Origin of the sequence: Pseudoneobacillus rhizosphaerae, assembly GCF_917563885.1 — a bacterium.
Lineage (GTDB): Bacteria > Bacillota > Bacilli > Bacillales > Cytobacillaceae > Pseudoneobacillus > Pseudoneobacillus rhizosphaerae.
Genome location: NZ_CAKJTG010000009.1, coordinates 1 through 24,208 on the forward strand (window position 1 = coordinate 1; position 24,208 = coordinate 24,208).

General features: G+C 35.9%; 25 protein-coding genes and 1 other annotated feature. Of the genes, 3 read left to right on the forward strand and 22 right to left on the reverse strand.

All coding sequences use genetic code 11. From position 1 onward, the window contains the following. The first annotated feature begins 138 nt into the window (after positions 1-138). Together LRP83_RS09200 and LRP83_RS09205 are read left to right on the forward strand one after the other, a co-directional pair. A complete protein-coding gene (locus LRP83_RS09200) occupies positions 139-1,122 on the forward strand; it encodes a site-2 protease family protein (protein WP_230496408.1) in 984 nt (327 codons plus the stop codon). Between the two features lie 349 nt (positions 1,123-1,471). After that, positions 1,472-3,034 (forward strand): restriction endonuclease, encoded by a 1,563-nt coding sequence (locus LRP83_RS09205; protein WP_230496409.1) that lies wholly within the window; start codon positions 1,472-1,474, stop codon positions 3,032-3,034. 175 nt (positions 3,035-3,209) lie between these two features. Here the strand turns inward: LRP83_RS09205 and LRP83_RS23215 are convergent, their stop codons facing one another. From LRP83_RS23215 to LRP83_RS09270, 12 genes are all read right to left on the reverse strand, one after another. Beyond that, a complete protein-coding gene (locus LRP83_RS23215; protein WP_290369532.1) occupies positions 3,210-3,641 on the reverse strand; it encodes a YdcF family protein in 432 nt (143 codons plus the stop codon). A 15-nt stretch (positions 3,642-3,656) separates the two neighbouring features. Continuing rightward, positions 3,657-3,830, reverse strand: coding sequence for a hypothetical protein (locus LRP83_RS09220; protein WP_230496411.1), 174 nt, complete (start codon positions 3,828-3,830; stop codon positions 3,657-3,659). 159 nt (positions 3,831-3,989) lie between these two features. Next, on the reverse strand, positions 3,990-4,418 hold the full coding sequence (locus LRP83_RS09225) for a GNAT family N-acetyltransferase (protein ID WP_230496412.1): 429 nt from the start codon (positions 4,416-4,418) through the stop codon (positions 3,990-3,992). Between the two features lie 91 nt (positions 4,419-4,509). Beyond that, on the reverse strand, positions 4,510-4,971 hold the full coding sequence (locus tag LRP83_RS09230) for a GNAT family N-acetyltransferase (protein ID WP_230496413.1): 462 nt from the start codon (positions 4,969-4,971) through the stop codon (positions 4,510-4,512). 119 nt (positions 4,972-5,090) lie between these two features. Then, a complete protein-coding gene (locus LRP83_RS09235) occupies positions 5,091-5,546 on the reverse strand; it encodes a GNAT family N-acetyltransferase (protein ID WP_230496414.1) in 456 nt (151 codons plus the stop codon). Positions 5,547-5,654: 108 nt separating this feature from the next. Further along, positions 5,655-6,059 (reverse strand): NUDIX hydrolase, encoded by a 405-nt coding sequence (locus LRP83_RS09240; protein WP_230496415.1) that lies wholly within the window; start codon positions 6,057-6,059, stop codon positions 5,655-5,657. A 23-nt stretch (positions 6,060-6,082) separates the two neighbouring features. After that, complete coding sequence (locus tag LRP83_RS09245) at positions 6,083-6,727, reverse strand: zinc dependent phospholipase C family protein (protein WP_230496416.1); 645 nt, start codon at positions 6,725-6,727, stop codon at positions 6,083-6,085. A 95-nt stretch (positions 6,728-6,822) separates the two neighbouring features. Beyond that, on the reverse strand, positions 6,823-7,347 hold the full coding sequence (locus LRP83_RS09250) for an NUDIX hydrolase (protein ID WP_354002336.1): 525 nt from the start codon (positions 7,345-7,347) through the stop codon (positions 6,823-6,825). A gap of 366 nt (positions 7,348-7,713) precedes the next feature. Beyond that, a complete protein-coding gene (locus tag LRP83_RS09255) occupies positions 7,714-8,316 on the reverse strand; it encodes a GNAT family N-acetyltransferase (RefSeq protein ID WP_230496417.1) in 603 nt (200 codons plus the stop codon). Between the two features lie 275 nt (positions 8,317-8,591). Then, complete coding sequence (locus tag LRP83_RS09260; RefSeq protein ID WP_230496418.1) at positions 8,592-9,131, reverse strand: ribonuclease FAU-1 family protein; 540 nt, start codon at positions 9,129-9,131, stop codon at positions 8,592-8,594. A gap of 27 nt (positions 9,132-9,158) precedes the next feature. Next, positions 9,159-9,680, reverse strand: a complete 522-nt coding sequence (locus LRP83_RS09265) for a GNAT family N-acetyltransferase (protein ID WP_230496419.1) — start codon at positions 9,678-9,680, stop codon at positions 9,159-9,161. Between the two features lie 68 nt (positions 9,681-9,748). Further along, positions 9,749-10,171: an NUDIX hydrolase gene (locus LRP83_RS09270; RefSeq protein WP_230496420.1), complete on the reverse strand. Its 423-nt coding sequence runs from the start codon at positions 10,169-10,171 to the stop codon at positions 9,749-9,751. A gap of 318 nt (positions 10,172-10,489) precedes the next feature. Continuing rightward, positions 10,490-10,729, forward strand: a binding site (T-box leader). Between the two features lie 48 nt (positions 10,730-10,777). On the opposite strand from LRP83_RS09270, the gene gltX reads away from it, so the two are divergent. Then, positions 10,778-12,442, forward strand: a complete 1,665-nt coding sequence (gltX, locus tag LRP83_RS09275) for a glutamate--tRNA ligase (protein ID WP_230496421.1) — start codon at positions 10,778-10,780, stop codon at positions 12,440-12,442. A 531-nt stretch (positions 12,443-12,973) separates the two neighbouring features. Here the strand turns inward: gltX and LRP83_RS09280 are convergent. The 10 genes from LRP83_RS09280 to LRP83_RS09325 all read right to left on the reverse strand — a co-directional run bounded on the left by LRP83_RS09280 (position 12,974) and on the right by LRP83_RS09325 (position 24,155). Further along, complete coding sequence (locus tag LRP83_RS09280; RefSeq protein ID WP_230496422.1) at positions 12,974-13,255, reverse strand: YokU family protein; 282 nt, start codon at positions 13,253-13,255, stop codon at positions 12,974-12,976. A gap of 10 nt (positions 13,256-13,265) precedes the next feature. Further along, positions 13,266-14,696, reverse strand: coding sequence for a lysine 2,3-aminomutase (gene kamA, locus LRP83_RS09285; protein WP_230496423.1), 1,431 nt, complete (start codon positions 14,694-14,696; stop codon positions 13,266-13,268). 193 nt (positions 14,697-14,889) lie between these two features. After that, entirely contained in the window at positions 14,890-16,284 is a 1,395-nt protein-coding gene (locus LRP83_RS09290) for a sigma-54 interaction domain-containing protein (protein ID WP_290369526.1), read from the reverse strand. A 71-nt stretch (positions 16,285-16,355) separates the two neighbouring features. Beyond that, positions 16,356-17,225: a putative beta-lysine N-acetyltransferase gene (gene ablB / locus LRP83_RS09295; RefSeq protein ID WP_230496424.1), complete on the reverse strand. Its 870-nt coding sequence runs from the start codon at positions 17,223-17,225 to the stop codon at positions 16,356-16,358. 90 nt (positions 17,226-17,315) lie between these two features. Further along, positions 17,316-18,734: an aldehyde dehydrogenase family protein gene (locus tag LRP83_RS09300; protein WP_230496621.1), complete on the reverse strand. Its 1,419-nt coding sequence runs from the start codon at positions 18,732-18,734 to the stop codon at positions 17,316-17,318. Between the two features lie 21 nt (positions 18,735-18,755). Next, entirely contained in the window at positions 18,756-20,087 is a 1,332-nt protein-coding gene (gene gabT, locus LRP83_RS09305) for a 4-aminobutyrate--2-oxoglutarate transaminase (protein WP_230496425.1), read from the reverse strand. Positions 20,088-20,105: 18 nt separating this feature from the next. Then, positions 20,106-21,371, reverse strand: coding sequence for a peptidase (locus LRP83_RS09310; protein ID WP_230496426.1), 1,266 nt, complete (start codon positions 21,369-21,371; stop codon positions 20,106-20,108). Positions 21,372-21,457: 86 nt separating this feature from the next. Further along, positions 21,458-22,123: a 3-oxoacid CoA-transferase subunit B gene (locus LRP83_RS09315; protein ID WP_230496427.1), complete on the reverse strand. Its 666-nt coding sequence runs from the start codon at positions 22,121-22,123 to the stop codon at positions 21,458-21,460. Continuing rightward, positions 22,108-22,800, reverse strand: a complete 693-nt coding sequence (locus LRP83_RS09320; protein WP_230496428.1) for a CoA transferase subunit A — start codon at positions 22,798-22,800, stop codon at positions 22,108-22,110. The genes LRP83_RS09315 and LRP83_RS09320 overlap by 16 nt, the downstream gene beginning before the upstream one ends. Before the next feature lie 2 nt (positions 22,801-22,802). Then, positions 22,803-24,155: an aspartate aminotransferase family protein gene (locus LRP83_RS09325; RefSeq protein ID WP_230496622.1), complete on the reverse strand. Its 1,353-nt coding sequence runs from the start codon at positions 24,153-24,155 to the stop codon at positions 22,803-22,805. Positions 24,156-24,208: the final 53 nt, after the last annotated feature.

Genomic DNA, 24,208 nt, shown 5'->3' on the forward strand with positions numbered 1-24,208 from the left:
TATGCTCACTAATTATATAGAAGGTATTGGGTGGTAAATAAGCTGTCGATTAGTGGTAAATTTCTTGTCATTCTTTGGTACAAAACATGTCATTAGTGGTACATTCCTATGGCCGTAATCATACTAGGTTTCCTTATATTGGTAGCAATCTTTTGTTTAATAAAAACCTTTTTAATATTAATTAAGGGCATAACAAACCCAACAAATCTTGATCCATTTAAGGGAATCCAGTTTGCATTTATAACAATTGTTGCCGTTTGGTTATCAGATTTAATTTTAAAACATCCGTTCGAGAGTATAAGATCTGTTATTTTTTCAATATTATGTATTGGCCTTATTTACCTAATAAAAGCTCTTCATGAAATTGGGCATTTCCTTACTGCAAAGTTAGTTGGTTTGGATATTAAGGAGTTTGTAGTAGGACAAGGAATAGTTTTATATGAAACTACTCAAAATCACATTAAGTATCAGTTTAAACTTTTCCCAACCAGCGGTTATGTAAAAATAGACCCTAATCAATTGGAGAACGAACCAACATATAAGAAAATCTTATTTTATTCAGGAGGGGTAATATTAAATTTATTTACAGGTATACTTGCACTTATTGCCCAATTCATATTTTTCACTAAAGAACAAACTATTAAAATCATAAATAATAGCGCCATTGCCCTTGAAAAGCTGTTTACGGCTTTAGAAATCAATTCATTCAAGGATCTCATTATTAATCCAAACTTAGATGGAAGAGAAGGGCTATATCTATTCCGTTTCTTTGTAACTGATTTCAATTCACTTCTATTTATCTTTTTTCTACTGAGTCTCACAATTGCTATTAGTAATTTATTACCGATACCTCCATTGGACGGCGGGAAAATCATGTGGGAATTAATTGAAAAACCCTTGCGCAAAATGAAGGTTTCTAAAAAGATTCTTTCTGGCATTTTAATTACCATAACAGTTTTTGGCCTTCTTTTATTAAAGGGACCAATGGTTATTAATTTCACCATAAATTATGCACAAATGATTAACATGACAGTTTTTGAATTGTTTTTATGGAGTGCGTTAGTTGCTACATTTTTCATTAATATCATGGTATTTATTCAAAATAAGAAAAAAGAAATATAAATTAATGATAAATAGTAACCCAAGATACTTGTAAAACCTTACCTAACGGCATAAGGTCTTATAGTCTTGGGTCTTTATTTCTTAGGATTAAACTAAGTTTCAAAAACCTCCAACATACACAACAAACATTCCAAAATCCCCCATTTTTCCGATTACTAAGGCAGGCTCTAAATCCCTCTCTCGCCATCTAAATTAACTCAAAAAAATAAGCCTTTGTGTTCCTCCACCCTAGTGAAAGTATATTGGCAGTTTGTTTTAAGAATACTTTTGTAATTTTCTAAAATTTGTATTTAAATTTCATTTATATTACCATATTCTACAAATAATACAGAAGTGGAGGTATCTTTTCTTGGCTACTAAATACCAATTTGTTAAAACCATTTCTAACCCAAGACTTAATGCTAGCAAAACCCTAAAAGCCCAGACTCAATATGAGTTAAATAAGAAAATAGCTGACCAAAAGGAGAAATGGAAAGCCCAAATAGATAAGCTAAACATACAAGCAAAAATTGAAAATGAATCTAAAAGAGCTGAAGAACTAACAAAAGAAACAGAGTACATTCTCGAAAGTTATAAAAATATACTCATGACCTCAGCCCAAACTAACCACGTAATTAACTTTGACAGTCTTCTTATCAGTAATGAATATCCACCGTTTATTTATAACGAATCTGCACCTCTGTTAGAAGACTATATTCGGAAACACAATGTACCAAGTCCATCATTTTGGGAGGACCTTCTTCCCTTTATAAAAAGTACAAGAATAAAAAAAGAAGATGCGGCAAGAGATGATTATAATACGTCCTATGAACAGTATCGATCCAAAAAGGAACTGGAATATCGACAGTACCTTGAATCAAAGGCGAGCTTTGAAAAAAATAAAAATAATCATAATCAACTATTTATAAGGATAAGAGATGGTTATTTATCTCACGATACTGAATCTATTTGTGATTACTTTTTATTAGTGCTTGAAAACTCCCCTCTCCCAAAAGGGATAAGTCTTGATGTTGAAATTAATTATATTCCTGAATCTTGTGCCCTAATTATTGATTACATGTTGCCAAACCAAAATGCTTTACCTAGAACTGTTTCTTATTCATTTGTAAAAACTCGAAAAGAAATAACGGAAAAGCAAATGTCTCAGAAGGAATTTGATGCATTTTATGATTCCATTATTTATCAACTCGCTTTAAAAACTATACATGAAATATTAAGCGCGGATATAAATAATTCAATTGCTACACTTGTTTTCAATGGATACGTTCATGGGACAAGCTTAGCAACAGGCAATGATTTTACTTCATGTATCGTCTCATTAAGTGTTACTAAGGATGATGTATTAAGGTTAAACTTAGAGCGTGTTGATCCAAAGGAATGTTTTCGAAATTTAAAAGGCCTATCCATTGGAGCGCTAAAAAATTTGTCTCCTGTAAAACCTTATCTTCAATTCACAAAAAATGAAAATAGGTTCGTTGAATCAAGAGATATAATTACGAACGTAGAAAACATCCCCAATATTGCTAAAATGCCTTGGGAAGACTTTGAACACTTAGTTGGGGGGTTATTTGAGAAGATGTTTAATGTCCATTCCGGTGAAGTTAAGGTTACCAAGGCCAGCAGAGATGGTGGAATTGACATAGTTATATATAATCCCGATCCTATTCACGGAGGAAAATTTGTTATCCAAGCAAAACGATACAATATTGTTGTACCAGTATCTGCTGTCAGAGATTTATATGGTACGATGATCAACGAAGGGGCAACCAAAGGCTACCTTGTTACGACAAGTTATTTCGGCAGTGATACCCATAAGTTCGCACAAGATAAGCCTATATCTTTAATCGATGGATCATTTTTAGTACATCTCTTCCAAGAGCATGGCTATACCGTAAAAATTACAACAGAATAGTTTTTCAAAAGCTGGATATATACTGATAGCGAAAACCTGTAAATATTCAGCTTTTCATTGAAATCTCTCAGCTATTTCCTCTTTTCGAGAAAAAACCAATTTTTTGTAGATGGAACCTGAATCAGGAATTTTATTAAAAAGAAAATTGAGGAAGGGGATTTATTAATAATCTTAACTATTCTAAAGAGATATCAACCATATCATCTACAATGATGCCTTGTTTAACGTAGTTAATTAGTTTTTTCGATTCCAATTCAACCCTTTTTCTACCGTATGGGTAATTAATCCAGTTATCCTCTTTAGTTGTTTGGTCATTAACCGCACACAAAGAATATTCAATCCAATCGGGCATGAATGTTTTTAGTGTTAAATAAAATCTACGCATATGGAAATTTGTGGTCACAACTAGTAATCTTTTAATATTGTGTAGGTAGAAAGCTCTGTCTAATACGAGTAAGGAAGCGAGAACATTTTCTTTTGTATGTAGTGATATGTTTTCAATTAAGATGTCCTTTTCATGAACCCCTTGCTCAAGTGCTTTTTCTTTTAGTAATTGTGCTTCGGTTAAACGAATCCCTTCCCAAATTACTCCACCTGAAAATAAAATCTTCTTTGCTCTACCTTAATTATACAATTCTATAGCTTTTGGTAACCTATAATCGACAGCCTTATTACTGCCAGGTACGAATATTACATCACCAGTTTCATTATTATCTTCTAAATTTTTATAAAGTAGTTCTGTCATTTGTAAATCAGAAAGTTTATCAGGATTTAATTGTGATATTTTTATTAACATTTTTCACCTCGATAACATTTTATCCTCTTTTACTAACTGGTCCATTTGTACAAAAAGGCCGATAATCAATTTTGATTTCAGCTCAAATCTAATTTTGTTGAAGAAGTATATTTCTACAAGGACAAGAATCATAAAAATGGGCATCTGTCCAAAACTTTACTACAAATATTTTTTGAATCCTTTACTTACTGATCTGTCATATCCTTCCCTTGCAAAGAATTGATGTGCACTTTGACGTTTTGAGTTACTTAATAGCATAATTCTATGGCAATTTATTGATTTACAATATTCCTCAACGTAGTGTAAAAGTTTTTGTCCAATTTTCTTATTTCGATGTTTTTCATGGACAATTACATTCTCGATAGCTCCATATGGTCTTGTGCCATGTAATGCCTGTAAACATATATTTAAAGTTAATGTTCCTAATATTTCTCCTTCTTCCTCAAATACAAGCAAAAAATTGTATGGGTCCATTCTAAGTTTATCAATTTGTTCTTCCTGAACGTTCATTTTCTTACTATTTGGTACTAACATTTTATAAAGTTCATATATTTGATCTTTATCTGTTCTTTCAGCTTCACGAATCATTTAACATTCAACTTCCTTTTGACGTTTATTAGGCTGATTTTTATTTCAATTTCTTGAAATAAAATCCTTTACAAAGCCCAATTTTTACTTTTTAAGAAGGGAAGTATTCCATAGGCTCCTTACTATGAACGTAACCATTCTTCTTATAATAATTAATAGCTTCATCACTTGGCCAGACAATAACAAATTCATAATGGTTATCTTTAATCCACTTATTAATTGAACTAAGTAATTTACTCCCAACTCCCTTATTTCTATATTCAGGAACTGTATATACGTTTGTCATATAAGCAAATGGGTATGTTATTCTACCAGGTCGTGGTACTTTTTGAATTAATTCTATGTATATATGTGATGCAATATTTCCATTTTCCTCAACAACCCAAATAAACCATTGATTACTTTTCAGAGCGTTTTCTAAAAATGAGTGGCATTCTCTTTCGAAATCATCGAAGGATTCGTTTTTTTTACTTTCATCATATTCAATGGTAAAATCCCATCTCATTTTTATTAATTGCTCTATGTCTTTTGCTTCAGCCAGTCTTATTTTCATATATATTTCCTCTCTATAAAATTATTATTTTTGTCACATAACTTGATCCCCTAGCAATAAGTTCTACATAAAAAGCGTTTACTCTTCTTAGTTAACGCTCTCCTCTATTTTTACAAAACTTACCTATGCCCTTCTTTTCGTGCTTGAATATAACCGTAATAAGCACAGGTTCCATTTTTAGATAAATCCTTTACTTCAAAACCACATTTTTCATAGAAATTGAAATTGCTAGAAGATGTGTGTGCAAACCAATCACCGTGTGGTAACTTTTGAACACAAAGTTCTACAAGTTTTTTGCCTATCCCTTTTCCGCGATATTCTGATAAAATAACCAAATCCATAATATTAGCAGCCATTATTTGGTCTGATATAACCCTAACCATACCTATCATCTTGTTACGATCCCATACAGTAAACGCCCAGGTTGAGTTTTTGAATATTAACGTGAACTTTTCCTTCTGCCAAGTTGGAGTATTCTTCGCCCATCCAGCATCTTCAAATAGGGCCTCTACAGCATCAGCTGGAACTCCTTCTGTTCCTTTCCTGATTACTAAGCCATTAAAATACTGATACATACCCTCGTCCCCTTTTTTCACCCTAAATGTAACAAAGTTGAATCGATTTTATATTAATTATCCTTACTAAAATTTCAATATTTCATTGTTTAAATTCCTCAACAATCTTTAAAAGGACCTGCTTATTACCTGTCCTTGGTATTCCATTGCATCAATAGCCCTTATTCGCTGTACCTCTGCCAATTCTTCCAATGGAAACCATTGATATTCAGAATGCTCAACACTAAGTTTGATTTCCTCATTCTCAGGAAGGGAACACCGAAACATTGCAACTTGTGAATTGACTATGCTGTGATAATAAAATCCTGTTAATACTACATTCTGTACTTCCACACCAAGCTCTTCACGACATTCACGCAGTAAAGCTTCGTGGATAGTTTCACCAGGCTCGATACTACCACCAGGTGTACTCCATCCCTTATTTCCGTAGGTCAGCTTTAAGAGAAGTACATGACCTACAGAATTAAAAATAATGGCGTGAGCTCCGAAACTATAAGTATCATTAAAAGCCAATTTTAGCACCTCTGCTTTTCCATTTATTTCATATTAACCTGAGAAAGAACAGGTTTTATATTTAATAACCCTACATCAACTGATGTCTCTATATAACCAACTATTTGATTAAACGTAAAAACATTAAGTTCTTCATTTAAAACTTTCTGATCATACACCATATCACCTAATACATAAGGAACGAATTTTTCAACATCTTTGGAATTAACCTCTTCCAAATCTATAATTGCAGGAAAATGACTACTAAGTATTTTTCTCAATTCATCTGTAAAACCATAGTATTCTAGTAATTTTCCATTTAGTAACCGGAAATCATTATGATATAGCTTATATAATCCTTCATCTGCATCCATTCTGTTCTTTAACCAAGAAAGATAAAAACCTCTTAGCCATATTTCATCAGCAATTAAATGTGTATAGTATCCCATTATAAAATGTTGATTTTTATGTTCTAATTCCGATCTATATTTATGTAAAAACCCGTTATAATCAACGTTCCTTGAATAATCTTGTACGTCACCAATAAAGAAATGGGATAAGTTTTTTTCTTCATATGAAAAAACAGCGTCTGGAGCAACACTACCAAGCAAGAACGATTTTTTATCTTCTAACGATAAAAGATTGGCAATTTTATTCCCAATAATCAAGTGCATTATTCTTGAACCCATCTTTCCCCTCACCCTTCAATAATATTTACTCCTATTCCTCATTAAATGAGTAACTAATAAATCGCTATGTTTTTTCCAATTTCCTTTTTGGAGATCTAGATAGTTCTGTTTAATTTAAGTTCAAACTGGGGTTTAGTAACATATTCCATATAATTAACATTTCCATCAAAATACAGATACGCTTGATAACGGGTACGGATAGCTATTGCTGTAACTAAATCGAGCACTTTTTCTTTTTCAACCCACTTACTTTCTGAAGTTTCATCCGAAGTAGCCAATTCTCCACCCAATGTTTTACAAACAAAGTCTAGCATTAATTTGGTAGGGACATCTATTACTCCGTCATACCATTTGTGAACTCCTGTATTAGAGTAAACACCTATCAGACTAACCACAGATATATCTATTCCACTTTCTTCTTTAACCTCTCTAATTAATGCGTCTTCTAAATTTTCTCCTATCTCCACTTGCCCACCAGGAAAGACCCATCCACCATGATGAGTTTTTACTAAAAGGACCTCCCGTGTTCGTTTTCTACGATACCGCCCACTGCTACAATATGCATTGGCATTGCCATACTTTTTTCCTCCAAATTTAAAAGCAATAATGTTGTACTTCACTTGGAAAATTTTTTCTAATGGATTATTCTGTGAAAATATTAAAATACCTTCTTTTTATGTCATTATGGTAGTAATCCAAATAAAAAAAAGCGACTGCTATAATTGCTACATAGTTCAGTTTTTGTGGAAAAACACATGAAATTACGTATCATTTATAATGACGAAATCGCACAGTGAATTGGTCTATTACTTTGTTGATATATCAATGTTTTGAATAAAAAAACATATAAATAGCATTTAAAATCACTATTAATAACAAGGTGCCAATAACCATTGTCACCTTGAAAATTGGGATGGTAACATTTGTGTTAATTACTATGTTAATTCTAATACCAAAAGATAAGCAGCTTGAAATTATCAAGCTGCTTATAAAGTGTTTACATTTACTATTTTTGAATTATAAAGAGATGCAAACTCTTCATTTAGTATCGAGTACATTTTTATATCTTGATGTTTTCCGTTTTCTAACATCCAGCCTTTTCTGATTATCCCTTCAAAGGACATTCCCGTTTTTTCCATCACTCGTGCTGAACCTATATTTTCTACAAAACATCTTGCTTGAATACGAACTAAATCCATATTATTAAAGCCAAATTTTATCACTTCCTTTGCAGCTTCTGTCACGTTTCCTCTTCCACAATAATCTTGAGAAAGTACATATCCGATTTCGGCTACATGATGTTTTACTGACCACGAAACAAAATCAATAGTTCCGATAAACTTTCCGTTTTCTTTATACTCTATCCCCCAAAGAGCGACTTTCTTATTCTCGTATTGGGCTAGTACATATTCAACAAATTCTTTAGTATCAGATAATGTCTTATGCGTTTCCCAAGTAACGTATTTAGATACTTCTTCATTTGACGCATAGGAATACATATCTTCAACATCTTCTAACGTTATTTTCCTTAATATCAAACGTTCGGTTTCTAACATAGGTAAATTTCCATATATTTTTTCAATATCCATATAAATCTCTCCATTGTTAGTTATTACCATTATATATGGAATTTTCAAAAAATAAAGAAAAAGAAGCGTTCGTAAAATATCGAACACTATCTTTATAATGATATTGTGAATTTGACTGTTATTTATTGAGTTATTATGCTTTCACCGGTTTCCTTAATATCATCTATTTCTTCTTCTTTTACACTAATAAAATCAAGAAATTTAAAGCCATTATTCTTAGTAGTGGTATGCAATGGATAACCCCCAATTTTAATCTTGATCTTCCCATAATAAAGCTAATTTAATTTATCAATCAAAATATCCTTATGTTGATTGGATAACTTTATCAATTCGAAATGATTATTGGTTATTAGGGCTTTAAGATGGTTTAGTTCTTCCCATGCCAAATCGTAAAGTGACTTGTTGATCATTCCATTAGAATATGCCTCTTCTAGTTCATCGGTATCTTTTACAATTACTTCGCCAGTTGGTAACAAAACAATATCTAGATATAAATCATCCAAATATGGAACATTGTTTTCAATTGAATTTTTATAACAAATATCTATATACCATTGAACAATTTCCCCATTAGCATCAAACATCGTGGTTACCGAATGGTTTTTCTCCAATGGGAATTGTTGTAGCCACAAATAACCATCATCGACAATACAAACACTTTTTTCTCCATAATTAACCCATGATGGCTTTGCAACCTTTATTGTATTTAAAAGTGTTATATATCCCTTAAACTCTTTTGTATCAATAAATGACTGCGCATATTTCCGCTGAATAATCCGTTTCCACTCTGACCGATCCCCGAACTTCCTTTCCAACTCCTCATCTCCAGACACAATTATTGTTTATCCTAATAAAAATGCTGATTTAATATCCTTCCACTCATAAACTAATAGATTCAATTCAACACCAGCAATTTTAATTTTTTCAGTTCTAAGCCATTCTGCACCAAGCGATTCATAAAAAAATCGAGATTTATTATCTTCTAAAACTTCTACAAAAATAGTTTTATACCCCAACTCATCTAACTTTGAGAATAGTTGCTGAACAAGTTTTTTTCCTATTCCCAAACCTTGATATTCTTGAAGAATATAGATAGAGGTCAAGTCGCCTGACTGATCGATTTTATTTGTTTCCCTTTTTCCGCCATCTGCAAATCCAATTATATGCCCCTCATCATTTTCAGCTACTAAAACATAGTTCTGTTCATTAGATATATTCTTTATCCATATGTCTGTCCTCTGGTCATAGGACAGGTTATCTAAAAACTCGTTTGGGATAATGTTTTTATATGTTGTTCTCCAACAGTCTACATGAACCTTTGCAATTCCTTGTGCATCCGATAATTTTGCTTTTCTATTGATCATTTGTATTCTCCTCCTACTAAGAGTAGAAAGGAAGCTGTTAAACAACTCCTCCCTGTTCTAAAAGAATTTTATATTACGAATTCATTTTCATGGATTAAGCTAATTAAATATTCCCTGTCTTCCGGAAATGATAATTCTAATGTTTTAAGAGAGTCTAATGATATCCAACGAATATCATAAATAAGCTGATCGGGGTCCTGGATTTTTCTGCCGCCACCAACAACCTTAACTAAAAAATAATGGACCTCATAATTTAGATCATGCTCTTCGTAAAATCCTTTTTTTATTTGTAACTCCTGAACAATGTTAACAATATAACCTGTTTCCTCTTCTATTTCTCTTTTACAACATTCTTCAAACGTCTCGCCCTTTTCTAGACCTCCAGATGGAATGGACCAAGTTTTGATTTCTTCTGGTGTACCTTGCAGAACCATTAATATCTCTGATTTGTCATTTATACAGATTCCTGCTGAACCATACCAAGTTTTCAAAGTATCACCCTATTCATTTTCATTAATGAAACTATTCTCTTTTTTTATGGAAATTCCTTCAAATTACGTTAATGGACGGTGAATGAAGGATATCTAGACAAATATATAGAATGGTAATCAAGGATGAAAGGTTAAAAAATCCGGGTAATAATGGCGTTTTTCTTGGAAGGTAGGGTATATGTCAGATTTTCCTGGCTCTGGTAAGTTAACGCATACTCAACGGAAGTATCTAAAAGAACGCCAACCTTAAAGCCAAAATAGATTGTTGACAATTTGGTTAAAGTGTATTATCGTATCACTAATTATATCCACATATTGTAAAGTGCAATGAAGAGGAAGAGTAATTAATCACTCGAATCTTAGAGAGCCCAGATACGGTGAGACTGGGTATTCGAGCTTAATGAAAGAAGCCTTGGAGTAGTAGACCGAAAAATGGGAGTAAGTCTACCGGGAATTTCCCGTTAAAGAAGTGTGTAGCAAGAAAATAAATTGCTGCATAATGAGCGGGTTTTTAACCAATTTAGGTGGTAACGCGGAAGCTAGCCTTTCGTCCTTTATAAAGGATGAAGGGCTTTTTTTTATTTTGTACTTAAGGAGGAAAAGATTGTGTTAAATGAGAACATGGCAGAACTGTTATTTCCTGATGTCAGGCAAGTACCTGCAGATATTTATTCACTATATCCGCCAAGAAATTTACCTTCATCTGCTTTGGTCACACGTTTTGCACCGAGCCCAACGGGTTCATTGAATATTGGCGGACTTTATGCCACTTTAATCTCGGAAAGATTAGCCCATCAAAGTAATGGTGTATTTTTTCTGCGTATCGAAGACACAGATAAAAAGCGTGAAATAGAAGGCAGCGTCGAAAACATCATTAATTCCTTGTCATACTTCGGGATTCATTTTGATGAGGGACCTCAGCTTTCAGGCGACGATCAGGGGGCTTACGGACCCTATAAACAAAGCTCACGAATCCAAATCTATCAGGTTTTTATTAAGCATCTAGTGCGAAATGGATTGGCGTATCCTTGCTTCTGTGATGCAGACGATTTAAAAAAGATAAGAAAAAGCCAACAGGATCTAAAAGTAACAACAGGTTATTATGGTAGGTGGGCGAAACATCGAGATATTACTTTTGAACAAGCCAAGGAAGAAATTTCAGATGGTAAACCGTTTGTAATTAGACTTAAATCATCAGGGTCACCAGATAGGAGAATAAAGTACCATGATTTGGTGAAAGGTCCGATTGAAATGCCGGAAAATGACCAAGATATTGTGATTATGAAAACTGATGGCTTACCAACCTATCACTTCGCTCATGCCATCGATGACTTTCTGATGGGTACAACCCATGTCATTAGGGGCGATGAATGGCTTTCTTCAGTGCCGGTCCATATTCAATTGTTTGAAACCTTAGGTTTTAGAATACCAGAATTCGGGCATATTGCTCCCATCATGAAGCAAGTCGGAGCTTCTAAACGGAAATTTAGTAAACGTAAGGATCTTGATGGTACGGCTGAGTATTACAAAGAACAAGGATACCCTGGAATCGCTATAAGTGAATACTTTATGAATCTCATTAATTCAAACTTTGAAGAATGGAGGATGGCAAACCCTCTTCAATCATTTAGAGACTTTTTTATCTATACGGATAAAATGAATGCCAGTGGTGCTTTATTTGACATGAATAAACTGGATGATATCAGCAAGGATGTTATCTCTAGGCTCACAGGTCAACAAGTTTATGACCATTTATACACTTGGTCAAAGGAATTCGATTCTGAGCTTTATAGTTTAATTGACAAGAATAAGGTTTATACTGTAAACATCCTAAATATAGGTAGAACCATACAGAAACCAAGAAAAGATTTTTCAAAGTGGTCAGATGTGAAGTCAATGATTGCTTTCTTTTATGACGAATGGTTTGAAAAGGATGTGCTGAGTTGCTATAAGTTACCTACAAATGTAAGTTTGGATGTTGCGAAAGAAATTGTAATAGGATTCAGCAAAACTTATAAGTTTCATTATGAAAGAGACGCTTGGTTCAATGAAATAAAAGAACTTGCTGGGGAACTCGGATTTGCAAAGGATATGAAGCAATATAAAGCCAATCCTAACAATTACAAAGGGCATGTTGGTGATGTAGCAATGATAATTAGGGTAGCTCTAACTAACAGAACCAATACACCTGATTTGTTTGATATCATGAAAGTAATGGGTGAAAAAAGGGTTTTCTCAAGAATGCAGAGATTTTTCAGTGATTCCATTTAGCCAATTTAAAAGCATATCAAAAAAATGACCGAACATCACTTTTTCGGTCACTTTAACTTTAATTACATAGCCACATTTTTCTGATTAACCACTACCGTCATCCTATGCTTTACCACTATTTGTGATATTGTACACGGTTATTGATGCTAAATTAATCCTTAACTATCTACCTCGATTGCTGAAAAAAGTGAAAAAGCACTCTTCAATAAAATGCTCCGTTTCATAAGGGATTAATGTAATAATATTCACTTTATTCCCACTTCTTCTAATACAATTCGTATTGCGTTAATTTGTTCGTTTAAGTAACATATTTGCGGGTAGAGTATACGTTTATCAATGTAAACAATACGTATCAAAACTATGCGTAGTTGGGTTAATTACTAGCTGCACAGTATTTAGTCTACTACGTATTAAACAAATGAAGATTTTCTTATACCACATATCCCTTTATTTCACGAATTGATACAAAACTAAATTTATCCCATGACAAAGGCACCCATTACTGAGTGCCATTTAGCCCTGAGCAAACTATTAAGAAGAAAAATCAAAATAATTTCTCTTCAACAATCTAGGCAGTTCCATTAGTTCCTTAAAACTTATCGAACTACCAATCTTTTTTTTATCAACTAAAAACAATTGATCCTCAATTTCCTTAGTAACATTATCAGACTGGTACGCCATCTCACATTCCTTACATATAACGGTAGGTGTTGCCGTAATCTCAATAGCCCTCGAACCATCCGGCAACTCCCAATAAACCGTCCCTTCCCCTTCGAAGGCTTTTCCTCCGCACCATTCGCAGTTTAAATCCATATTCACACTCCTATTCAACGGTAGTTGAACCTTCTTTTTGGACTTCCTGGCTATCGACAGTTTTATTTTGCTGTGCCTGGAACTTCTTTTCCTTCAACTCGTCGCGCTTTTCCCGTTTATCCTTCAAAGAGGAATGTGACTGATCCTCCTGATATTTCTGTCTACGATTTAAGCGGTTCAGGTCTTCTGGGATAAGGTTGAATTTACTGTCGTTCATAACTGCAGCTATACCTACATTTGATTGATACTTTTCATGATCATTGTAGATTCCTTTGAAATAGTCATCCGCACGGCCAGGGACGTAATTCTCTGGTTCAGGATAGGATGTAATCACCCCTTCAAAGTTTCGCAGTACCACTTTTTCAGGACTCTGTGAAATGAGATAATTAGGTTGTAGAGCTATCTTCCCACCCCCACCAGGAGCGTCGCAAACGAAGGTTGGGACGGCATAGCCTGAGGTATGACCTCTTAATCCCTCAATAATTTCAAGTCCTTTTGAGACAGGTGCCCGGAAATGACCAATTCCTTCAGAAAGATCGCACTGATAAATATAGTATGGTCTTACTCTTATCTTCACTAAGTCGTGCATTAGTTTCTTCATGATAGGAACACTGTCATTTATTCCTGCTAATATAACGGATTGATTCCCAACTGGTACGCCTGCATTGGCTAACATTTCACATGCTTTTTTGGAATCCTCGGTTATCTCAATTGATGTATTAAAATGGGTATTTAGCCAAACTGGGTGATATTTTTTTAGAATGTTACAAAGATTTTCCGTAATTCGTTGTGGAAACACAACTGGTGCCCTTGTTCCAATACGAATAATTTCCACATGATCGATGGCACGAAGATTTTTTATGATATATTCTAAAATATTATCATTTATTAATAATCCATCCCCGCCTGAAATTAACACATCACGTACTTCAGGTGTATTTCGAATGTATTCGATTGCGGCATCAAGCTGTTTCTTCGGAACGCCCATGCCAATTTGTCCAGAGAAGCGTCTTCTAGTGCAATAGCGACAATACATGGAACATTGATTCGTAACTAGGAATAATACACGATCTGGATAGCGATGAGTTAAGCCTGGGACTGGTGAATCCTCGTCCTCATGTAAGGGATCTTCTAAATCATATTTAGTTTTATATATTTCTTTTGAAATGGGAACAGACTGCATCCGAATCGGACAACGCGGATCATCAGGATTCATCAATGACGCATAATAAGGAGTAATATTTAGCGGAATGGTCTTCGTTGAAATTCTTACCCCTTCTTCCTCGTCAGGAGTAAGATTAATGACTTTTTTCAAATCATCTACTGTTCGAATCGTATTCGTTAATTGCCAAAGCCAATCGTTCCATTGTTCTTCGGTTACATCCTTCCACAGCTCTATGTCCTTCCATTGGCGATCAGGTTTATATAATGATTGTTTCATATTACATTCCTCCCTGTACTTTACTTTTCTCTATTGCAAGAATTATGCCAAAATTCAAACCACAACATAATATCCTCTAATTCATAAGAAAATGCTGTGATAATGTATGAATTTTGATTCAATCCTGTGCAACTATATGGGGGAAAGATGGTAATTCAGCTAAACATTCACTCTGATAAAAAAAAACTGCCAATTATTCGGCAGTTGGAGGAGAGATAAATTTTTGAAGTTTATATTGTAAGGTTTGTCTTGGAATATCTAGCAGTTTTGCGGCTTGATTAATATTTCCTGAACTTATCGTTAATGCTTTTGAAATTAAGTTGGACTCGAGTTCTTGGACATTTTTTCGTAAAGATAGACTTTCAACCTTCTGATTAACTAGTTTATGTTTCTCTATTGTTTGTTTAAATAATATCGGTAATTCTTGCGGTGTAAGCAAATTACCATCACACATATTCATCATATATTCAATACTGTGCTTAAGTTCTCGGACGTTTCCTGGCCAAGGATATTGTAAAAACAACTCTTCCACTTCACTTGTCATTTCTTGTATTTTTTTCCCCAATTGAGTATTAAAGTATTGGATGAAATGTTTGGATAAAAGTAAAATATCTACTTTTCTAATCCTTAAAGGTAAGAGCTCAAACATTAATACATTTAATCGATAAAATAAATCCAATCTTAATTTTTGACCTTCCAATGCGTCATTAGGATGCTCGTTCATGGCAGCAACAATCCGGACATCCACCGAAACACTTTTTGAACCACCGATTCTGCGGACGATGCCATCTTCAAGCACTCTTAATAGCTTTGCTTGCAACTCAATTGGCATCGTATGCAATTCATCTAAGAAAAGGGTCCCTCCATGAGCTAGTTCAAATAATCCTGGACGATCTACTGCACCTGTATAGCTACCTTTTGCGGTACCGAACAGAATGCTTTCTAACAATGCCTCCGGGATAGCAGCACAGTTTTGTGCGATAAAGGGGCCGTTTGATCGTTTGGATTCGTGATGAATACCTTGAATCAATAATTCTTTCCCTGTCCCACTTTCGCCATATACGAGAATGGGAGAATTTGATTTTGCTAGTTTTTTTGCTTTTTTGATAAGATTAATAAAATTTTCATCCTCAGTAATCAAATCATCTAACGTGTATTGTGTGTTTTGAGGATTTGACTTCTTATTTTGATTTTGAATTAGCCCCTTTTGTAGCTCTAGAAGGCGTTCTGTTAGCATTTTCATTTTCGAATAATCCTTAGCTATTTCGACAGCACCAATGAATTCATTTTTCACAAAGATTGGTAAGGTTGTATTAATCGTTTCAATCTTAACGCTATACTTGTTCAAATAAGTCTGAGGTTGATTAAATATTGGTTTTTTGTTTAATAAAACCTTATACAAAGTACTTGTTTCTTCACTTAAGGAAGGATATACCTCTAACAAAGGCTTCCCCAATACCTCATCTTGCTGTAAGCCGTCATGCTTTGCAGCAACATCATTATAAAAAATCGTGATTCCATCTGTATTAATAACGTGAATCCCCTCATCAATACTTTTTAGGATTGCAGCTAGCACTTCGTTTGTCATTTCAGAAAGAACTATCAAAAGTATCACCTACCCATATTATTTATATGAGAAAGTGCCGAAATATTGTCATCTTACTGCCGAAAATTTGGCGTATCAGCTAAATTTTTTACCCAAACATTCATATTTTCAAGCTTATCGTAAATAAAGACATTGTTTTTTAGTCTACCTCGATATCTATACCCTAATTGATGCAAAACCGCATTCATCCCAAATGATAAGGAGCGTGCTATAGAATAGGAACAATAGATTCCTTGATCAAAAAGCTCCAATTCTAACTTTTTTAGCAATATTTTCATTAAGCCATGCTTTCGATGTTCAGTAAGGGTTGCACAATCGGTTAATTCAGCATTTCGATACATTCTGTTGACCTCTGCAGAGGCTGCACTTACAATGGCACCATTGCAATAAAAAGCGTAATAAATCGTACCATCCTCGATTGTTTCTTTAATATATTCTGAATCATGTAATGGGGTTGGATAAATTTTGAAAACCGTTTGATATAAAAGGGCAAGCTTCTCAGCATCAGTAGCATCAACCTTTTTCAAATGATATTCATTTGGAGGCTGTAACGTATCTGTTGAAATTTCCATACCATTTATGCTTCCTAATATTTGATCTTCCGTAATCCAGTGGTCATTTTGATTTCTCTTTTGGTCAAAATACTTTGTAAAAAAATACATCGTTGATCCGAGATAATAATGGTCTATTATCGCTTCGCAAGTAAATCCACGCTCTAAAAACTCCTTAAAGTGTTCACTACGAACTTTGATAATAAGCTTTTCACGCTTTTTTTCTTTCATAAGATTCTCTACATAATCAATGACGGGTGCAATTCCCCCATAATAATCATCAATACGAATTCGTTTATTAAATGGGTCATCATAAACCAATAACCAAAAATTCACTTCATTTATTTCCAGCAGTGTTGCAGATTCGTTCATTCTTTGTCACCTCTAATTTCTAGTAAACTTATCGTCTTTTAAAAAAGAGGGTGACCTGTTAATGGTCATACCCTCCTCTACTTTATTACATTATAACTTAAAGCTTACAAGCTTTACTTCTGTCATTTCTTCAATTGCATATTTAATTCCTTCACGTCCCATACCGCTCAACTTTACTCCACCGTATGGCATATGGTCTACACGGAAGGTTGGAATATCATTAATCATAACTCCCCCTACGTTTAATTGCTTAATCGCCTGAAAGGCATGTGGAAGATTAGATGTATAAACACCTGCTTGTAAACCAAAATCCGAATTATTAACTTCATCAATTGCATCCTCGAACTGCTCAAACGAATTGACATGCACCACTGGCGCAAATGCCTCCTGACAGGAGATTTTTTCCTCTCGTGGAACATTTAAGAGAATAGTAGGTTTCATCATTCTTGCGCCAGCTTGTGAACCATATGCCACTTTCGCCCCATTAGCAACCGCTTCTTCAACCCATGATTTTGCCCGCTTTACATCCATTTTTGAAATCATAGCAGAAAGATCTGTTTCTTCATCCAACGGGTCACCGATTTTAAGTTTCTCTGTCTCTTGTACAAATGCTTCCACAAATGATTGAAAAAGTGATTGATGAACATAGATTCTTTGTATGGAAATACACACTTGACCTTGGAAGCTAAATGCCCCCGTTACGACTCGAGGAATTATCGCGTCTATCTTTGTCTTTTCATCTATAATAAGAGCAGAATTGGACCCTAACTCAAGTGTAACACGCTTTAATCCTGCGTTTTCTTTTATATATTTACCTACAGACGGACTACCAGTAAAAGTAATCATTTTGATACGGTCGTTTTTCATTACCACATCACCAACTATTTGGCCACTGCCAGTTACTACATTGAGCACTCCAGAAGGCAAACCTGCTTCGTGAAACAACTCCGCCATTTTATAAGCAGAAAGGGGAGTTTGACTGGCAGGTTTTAAGACAACCGTATTTCCTGCTGCAAGTGCAGGTCCTACTTTATGTGCCACTAAATTCATTGGAAAGTTAAACGGGGTGATTGCTGCAATAACCCCAATCGGTTCTCTGATTGTATAGGTGACGCGATTTTCCCCGCCTGGGGCAGCGTCTAAGGGAATCGTTTCGCCATGAATTCTTCTCGCTTCTTGGGCAGCAAATAAATACGTCATGATGGTTCTTTCTACCTCAGCTCTAGCTGTTTTAATTGGTTTAGCCGCTTCCTTGGCGATGATACGTGCACATTCTTCCTTTTGTTGTTTTAAAAGAGAAACTACATTTTCTAAAATTTCTGCACGAAAATAAGCAGGGGCTTCTTTCCATTTTATGAATGCTCTTTCTGCAGCTAAAATGGCCAATTGAACGTGTTCTGCTTCAGCTAAAGAGACTTCTGCAAGATTCTCTCCAGAATAAGGACTTTTCAGCTCATAATATGAGTTAGTTTCTATTGTTTTTCCATCAATCCATAAATGCTGTTTCAGATTGACCCCTCCTATACAAATTTACTTACAGCTTTCAGAAATAACCTTTTCTAACACATTTAACCCTTCAGACAGTTGCTCATCTGTAACAACTAAAGGTGTTAACAAACGAATAATGTTTCCATACAGTCCGGCGCTCATAATGATTAATCCATTTTGATGTGCTGCTTGAATAATTTCTTGTACTAACGCTTTATTTGGATTCCTTCTAGAGGAATCTTCAACGAATTCAATCGCACACATGGCACCAAGTGAACGCACATCGCCAATTTCCTCATATTTTGCTTGAAGTGGCTGAAATTTTTCTAAAAACATCTCTCCAATTCTCTTAGCTCTTTCTATTAAATCTTCTTCCTCAATCGTTCTTATTACCTCGAGAGCCGCCACACAGCCTAGTGGGCTGCCACCATAGGTACCACCAATTTCACCAATGTTAGCTGAATCCATTATGTCCGCTCGACCAGTTACTGCACTAATTGGTAAACCTGCTCCGATTGATTTGGACATTGTCATTAAATCTGGTATCACATCAAAATGTTCTGAAGCAAACATTTTACCCGTACGACCAAATCCTGTTTGTACTTCATCCGCAATAAAAAGAATCCCGTGTTGCTCACAAAGTGCCTTTACCCCTTGAACAAATCGTTTAGATGGAATGACGAAGCCACCTTCCCCTTGGACTGGCTCCATAATAATGGCAGCAACTTCTTCTGGAGGTACTTCACTAAGGAAGAATGTCTCGAATTTTTTTAGCAATTGATGATCTTGCTGTTCAGCTGTTAAGCCATCACCTCGGTAATAGTAAGGAAATGGCCATTTATACGTATCAGGAACAAATGGTCCAAATTCATATTTATAGGGCTTAACCTTACTTGTTAAGCTCATTGCCATATACGTTCTTCCGTGAAAACCTCTTTCAAAAGATATAATCGCCTTCCTACCTGTATACTTTCTTGCAATTTTAACAGCATTTTCTACAGCCTCTGCGCCACTATTTAAGAAAAACGTCTTTTTAGGATGGTCCCCTGGTGTGATCTCATTTAATTTCTCTGCAAGCTGAACATAAGGCTCATACATCATTACATGGAAGCAAGGGTGTAAATAGCTATCAATTTGCTTATGCAGTGCATCAACCACACGTTTTGGGCAATGACCGGTATTTAATGAACCAATAGCCCCCGCGAAATCAAGAAATGTATTGCCATCAACATCTGTGAGAAGGGCTCCATCCCCTTTTACAGCAAATGTTTTGATTGTATTAAACGGACCTCTCGGAACACTCATTTCTTTCCGTTCCAATAGTTCCTTTGCTTTCGGGCCAGGAATTTCAGTTTTCAGTTGTATATATGCCATTTAACAACACCCTTTCGTCTATTCCGCTACTCCGCACCAATCTAGAAGACAATAGGCAATAATTTCAGCTGCTGCAAACATATCCTCTAACACGATATATTCATTCGAGTGATGGGCTACCTCGGTCACACCCGGACCAAATACGACTACTGGGGTATTACTTACACTGGATAATATACCTCCATCTGTACCCCATGGAGATGCTTCAATAATAGGTGGCTGATGTTTAACTTCTATGAAACCTTGAGTGAGACATTCCATTAATGGATGGTCATTTTCTACACTACCAGGCAGCCATCTTCCACCAAACCATTCGATGGTTGGTGAATGCTCCTTAAACCAGCTATCTTGTTGGCATAGAGCTTTAAGACAATCTTCCATATCCTTTTGAGCATTTTCCATAATTTCATCAGGTGCCACGCCCATTCTTCCTTCTATTGTAGCAATATCTGGGACAGAGGAAGGCCATTCACCACTTTGAATTTTACCTATATTGATAGGAATGGGGATAGGAATCGATTTATATAAGGGATCCGATATTCGAGCATTTCTATCTTTCTCTAATTGAAGTAAACTCTGAATGACTAGCATCATTTTTTCAATGGCACTTACTCCTTCATATCTCGTACCACCATGTGCCCCTTTTCCTTTGACAGAGATCCGGAACCACATCGATCCCTGTTGCTTCGGAAACAATTTCATATTAGTAGGTTCGGGAATGATGGCACCATCTGCCTTATACCCCCTAAGGACTGCTGCAAGTGTTCCTGCTCCGCCACTTTCTTCTTCAATGACACTTTGAAAAATGACATCGCCCTTTAATTTGATTTTATTGGCGATCAACGATTCCATCGCAAATAATAAGGCAACATTTCCACCCTTCATATCCGTTGTTCCTCTTCCGAACAGCCTTCCACCTTGGATATGTCCACTAAACGGATCATCCTTCCATGTTTGATAGTCGCCTGGTGGGACGACATCAATATGCCCGTTTAATATTATCGATTTACCGCCACCTTCCCCTTTTAAAACGGCAACCAGATTCGGATTTCCTTTAAAGTCCTTTCGATCTGAAAAAAAAGCTGGATGCTCAAATAGGGAAGCTTGACCAATCTCCCAAATATCAAGCTCTAAACCTAGTTGACGACATTTTTCAATTACAATCGCCTGTGCAATACTCTCTTTCCCTCTTGTACTATCCTCTTGAACAAGCTTTTGAAGCAACCTCGCCCCTCGAGCACGATTATCCTTCAACCATTCCCTCACCAATAACTTTTGCATCATAGGCGCCCCACTCCTTATGGATTCTTTAGCACTCTAAAGCGCAGCGGGACTGTCCCCGGTTGCTTTAAAGGGTTAAAGAGTATCAGCTAGTATTCTATTTTTCTGATGGATTCGGTGACTTTAACTTCACATCCGGTCAGTTTTGTAACCTCTTGGATGGTGTTGGGTAGAAATACTTCGGTTAGTACTAACCCAGTGGTAGTCACCTCAAACACCCCTAATTCAGTAATAATCATGTCTACACATTTAGCAGATGTTAAGGGTAGCGTACACCTGGATACAATTTTCGAGCTTCCATTTTTATCAAAATGGTTCATCACGACAATGACCTTTTTAGCTTTTTGGGCGAGCTCCATCGCACCACCCATTCCAGGAACTTTTTTTCCTGGGACAATCCAATTGGCTAAATCACCATACTGACTAACTTGTAGTGCTCCTAGAATCGTGACATCAATTCTTCCACGCCTAATCATCCCGAAGGCGACTGCACTGTCACAGTATGAGGCCCCATCTCGTATAGTCACAGGGAATCCACCTGCGTTACACAAATTTTCATCCTCTTCCCCCAGCTCCGGACTTTGGCCCATGCCCACAATTCCGTTTTCAGCATGGAACATCACATTTAGATGACTTGGAAGATGATTAGGTACTAGGGATGGAATACCAATCCCTAGATTCACCACCATCCCATTTTGAATCTCTTCTGAAGCCCTTTTTGCCATTCGATTGCGAATATCTATTCCCATGCCCATTTCCAATTCACTCCTTTAGATGGAATGACATAATCGACAAATACCCCTGGTGTCATGATTTCATCCGGATTCAAACTTCCTAATGGAACGATTTCTTCTACTTCTGCAATCGTAATATCTCCTGCCATCGCTACTAATGGATTCGTATTTCTAGCACTTTTGTCATAAATTAAATTTCCATACGGGTCTGCTTTTTTTGCAAATACGATGGAAACTTCTGCAGTTAATGCTGTTTCAATTAAATATTCCTTATTATTTAAGATGAAACGTGGTTTGCCAGCTGACACCATTTCATTGTCCATGCCTATATCGGCTAAGATAGCTCCAAGTCCTACCCCACCAGCTCGAATTCTTTCAGCTAAGATGCCTTGAGGTGAAAATTCTACTTCCATTTTCCCCTCATTCATTAATTTTCCAGCTACAGGATTGGATCCAATATGGGAGGCGATCACCTTTTTGGCACGACCTAGACTAACGATCTTCCCTATTCCAATATGAGGAAAACCAGTATCATTTCCAATTAATACTAACTCTTTCACATTTTTTTCAATGATGGCATCGATTAGCGATGGAGGAGATCCAACACCCCCAAAACCTCCAAACATAAGGGACATTCCATCATGGAAAAAGGGCATTACCTTTTCTAAATTGGTTAATTTTCCAAACAACTTTTCCATTCCTATACCTCGCCTTGGTTTGTCAGATTGGCCTCAATAAAATCTTGTAATGTCTTTCTTAACAGTCGTGTTAATTCTTCCATTTCTCGTTTTGTAATTGTCAATGGTGGTGAAATAATTACTGCATCCCCATGAATCCCATCTATACCTGCACCGGCAGGATAAATTAATAAGCCATTCCTTTGTGCTAATTCAACTAATTCTTTGGTGAGCTGCATGTTCCGTGGAAATGGTACTTTTCGCTCCCGATTTTGGACAAATTCTATTCCGAGAAGAAGACCTTTCCCACGGATGTCTCCGATTATTTCAAATTCATTTTTTAACTTTTCTAGCTGATTACGTAGATAATACCCCTTTGACTCTACTTCCTTGATAATCTCATTTTTTTCTAAGTATTCTAAAACAGCCAGTGACACGGCGCAGGTTTGCGGATTGGCACTTAAGGTGTGACCACTCATCACGATCTTTGAACCATTAAGAATGGGCTCCATCACATGATCACTAACTAAGGCTGCAGCAATAGATGCATAACCAGCCCCCATCCCTTTACCTAAAGCAACAATATCTGGAATAACTCCCCAATGTTCCATGGATAGTACTTTACCGGTACGACCAAAGCCTGTCATAACTTCATCTGCTATAAAAAGGATTTCATTTCGTTCACATATTTCTTTAATTTTATGAAAATAACCTTGAGGAGGGGCTATTGCTGCACCCGCGGCTCCAATTACTGGTTCAGCAATAAAAGCAGCAATATTATTGGCTCCAACCCGATTGATGACTGTTTCTAATTCTCCTGCACATAAGTATTCGCATCCCGGAGCCTCGAGATTGTAAGGGCAACGGTAACAATAAGGTGGATGGATAACCGGAAAATCCTGAAGAAGGGGGATAAATCTTGCCCGTCGCCCCGCATGCCCTGATAAGGACAGAGCTCCTAATGTAATCCCGTGGTAACTTACCCAACGTGAGAGCACCTTCGTTTTCGTTTTTATCCCTTTCTCTTGCCAATATTGGATGGCAATTTTCATGGCGGTCTCGGTTGCTTCCGAGCCACTATTCACGAAAAAACTCCAATTTAAGTCACCCATTGTCATTTCAGCTATTTTAGCAGCAAGTTTTTCAGCTGCTTCACTCGTAAATTGAGAACGATAGACAAATGATACTCGTTTTGCCTGGGCATTCATTGCTTCAATAATCTCCTCTACCCCATGGCCAATATTGGCCGTGACTGCACCTGAGGAGGCATCTAAATATTTTTTTCCATCAAGGTCGTACAAATAGACCCCTTTCCCGTAGTCAATAACAGGATAATTCGCATCTAACATCGGTTTTATTAAATAGGATTCCTCCACTATTACACCCCATCTCAAAATGGACAATATAGTAGATTATATGAATTATAGTG